General features: G+C 71.5%; 2 protein-coding genes and 1 pseudogene. 2 read left to right on the top strand and 1 reads right to left on the bottom strand.

Annotated features, from left to right (window positions below; translation table 11 throughout):
- Nucleotides 1–131: 131 nt before the first annotated feature.
- Nucleotides 132–1,034 carry a LysR family transcriptional regulator gene (locus AB0O00_RS35520; protein WP_363658832.1) on the bottom strand — a complete coding sequence of 301 codons (903 nt, stop codon included), beginning with the start codon at nucleotides 1,032–1,034 and terminating at the stop codon, nucleotides 132–134.
- A 456-nt stretch (nucleotides 1,035–1,490) separates the two neighbouring features.
- On the opposite strand from AB0O00_RS35520, the gene AB0O00_RS35515 reads away from it, so the two are divergent.
- Nucleotides 1,491–2,231, top strand: coding sequence for a DUF4142 domain-containing protein (locus AB0O00_RS35515; RefSeq protein ID WP_363658831.1), 741 nt, complete (start codon nucleotides 1,491–1,493; stop codon nucleotides 2,229–2,231).
- Between the two features lie 80 nt (nucleotides 2,232–2,311).
- A pseudogene (locus AB0O00_RS35510) lies at nucleotides 2,312–2,501 on the top strand (hypothetical protein); the annotation flags it as partial.

Genomic DNA, 2,501 nt, shown 5'->3' with positions numbered 1-2,501 from the left:
GTCACAGTCCGAAGACCTTAGTGATCGGCACCACCGCTGGGAAGTCGTGGTGCTGCTGGCCGTGATCACAGGGGGGAGCCCGCCCGGGCCCGCCACCTGGACACCGACCCGCGGGGCTGCCTGAAGCAGGTTCACGCCTCCACGGCCGCCCGGGCGGCGTCCCGCAGCACCAGGAGCAGCAGTTGCTCGTTGGCCGTGAGCGGGCGGGCCAGGGTCGAGCAGGCCGTCACGGTCCGGTGCTCGGGGGCCGGGTGGATCCGCAACTCGGCCAGTACGCCGTGCCGCAGGTCGAGTTGCACGGACCGGCGGGCCACCAGCCCCACCCCCAGGCCGATCCGCACGGCTTCCTTGACGCCTTCGGTGCCCCACAGGTCGAGCGTGCGGGCGCCGGACAGCTCCCAGCGGTGCAGGAGGTCGGTCAGCTGACGGCGCGTGTGTGAGCCGGTCTCGCGCAGCAGGAACGTTTCGTCCGATAGGTCGGCGGGGGTGATCTCCCGCCCCGCCAGGGGGTGGCCGGCCGGGCAGACGAGCAGCATGTCGTCGTCGGCGAGGCGTTCCGACCGGTAGCGCCCGGCGGGCATGGGGCTGCCGCTGAGCGCGACGCCGACCCGGCCCTCCTCCAGCGCGGTGGTTAGCTGGTCGGCGCTGCCGACGACGAGGCCGTAGCGGATCTCGGGCGCCCGCTGCCGCAGTTCGAGCAGGACGGACGGCAGCACGTGCCCGCCGATCGTGCTCGTGCTGCCGATCACCAGCGGGTCCTCGTTCAGGAGCGCCGCGGCCTGGACGGCGGCGACGGCCTGGTCGGCGAGCGCGAGCACCTCCTTGGACTGCGCGAGCAGCACCTCGCCGGCCAGGGTCGGGCGGATCTTCGGGCCCGAGCGGTCGACCAGCCTGGTCCGCAGGGCCAATTCGAGGTTCTGGACCTGTTTCGACACGGACGACTGGCTCAGGAACAGGACCTGGCTCGCCGCCGAGAAGCCGCCGCATTCGATGACCTTGGCGAATATCGCCAGTTGATTGAGGTTCAGTCGCACGTGGCCTCGCTCGCGTCCGGACGGTAAGGGGGTCACCGGGGACCGGTGCGGCGCCTCGCGGTACCGACCGGTAGGGCAATCTACCGCCTGCCGGGCCCTGCGCCACAGTCGCCTTTCGCTTGCTCCTCGCACATGCTGACGGGTTGTCGAACAAGCGTCGGGAATGGCGCTCCGGCTCGGCCCCGCCGCTCGCACAAGGTAAAGGATCGGCAAAGTCACGGGACGAAACCTCGGGCCCGGCCTCTTTCCCTGGTGACCGGCCCGCCAGCGGCCGGCGGTTCCCGGGAGGTTCCGCGGCGTTCCGGCCGACGGACCGCTGCGCCCGGTGACGGCGAACGGAATCACGGCGTGATGAGGAAGTCGATGTCATCTTCGAGGAAGAAACGCGAACCCGGAAAGACCGGTTACGGAATTCCCCGGGCGAACAGGCTTCCGCGATGGTTCGCCACCCTTCTCGTGATCGTGGCCGTGCTGTGCACGGGGACGGCCCTGGCGCTCCCCATCGTGCGGTCGGCGGGCTCGTACCGCACGGCACGGGCGGAGGGGTCGCCGGGGGCGGCCCAAGCGGTGCAGACGGTGCAGACGTCGTCCGGCCCGCTGACGCCGCTCGACCGGGACTTCGTCAAACGGGTCCGGCTGGCCGGGCTGTGGGAGATCCCCGCAGGCCGGATGGCCGTCGCCAAGGGCGGCACGCCCGAGGTCTGGACCGCGGGCCGGCACCTGATCGACGGGAACTCTGACCTCGACCGGGCCGTGCTGGACACGGCCAGGACCCTGGGCCTCGGCGTGCCCGACGAGCCGAGCGACCAGCAGAAGGCGTGGCTGAAGCAGCTGGACGACGCCCAGGGCGCCCAGTTCGACCGGCTGTTCGCGAACATCGTGCGCAATGCGCACGGCCAGGTGTTCGCGGTGGTCGCCCAAGTCCGCGCCGGTACCCGGAATTCCGCGGTCCGCGATCTCGCGACCACGGCCAACTCGACCGTCCTGGACCACATGACGGTCCTGGAGGAAACCGGACTGGTGAATTTCGGCGACCTTTCCGGACCGCCGACCGGCACTTCCGGTCCGAGCCGGAATCCGGACCCGAGCCCGAACCCGACCGGGAACTCCGCCCCGAGCTCCAACCCGAGCCAGATACCGAACCCGAGCCAGAACCCGAGCGACAGCCCGAGCGACAGCCCGACGCCGCAGCGCTAGACGCCCGCCCGGACCCCGCGCCGGCACAAGGCATTCCCCGGCCTGCCCGACAGGCCCGATCCCGTTACGAAGGTGCCACCATGAGGATTCACAAACGCGACACCGCCAGAAGGAAGGTGCTCGCCCTTCTCCTGGCCGGGATATTGGCGGTCGGCGGCGCCTCGGTGCTCGCCGCGGCCGCGTTCGCCGGGCAGCGCCCCTGGCGGCAGCAGGCCGCGTCCCAGCAGGCCGCCTCCCGGCCCGGCACCGTCGCCTGCGCCGACGTCGGTC

It is taken from the genome of Kitasatospora sp. NPDC093558, assembly GCF_040683475.1.
Taxonomy (GTDB): domain Bacteria; phylum Actinomycetota; class Actinomycetes; order Streptomycetales; family Streptomycetaceae; genus Kitasatospora.
Note: the sequence above shows the minus strand (reverse complement) of the source record. Positions and strands in the feature narration are given on the sequence as shown.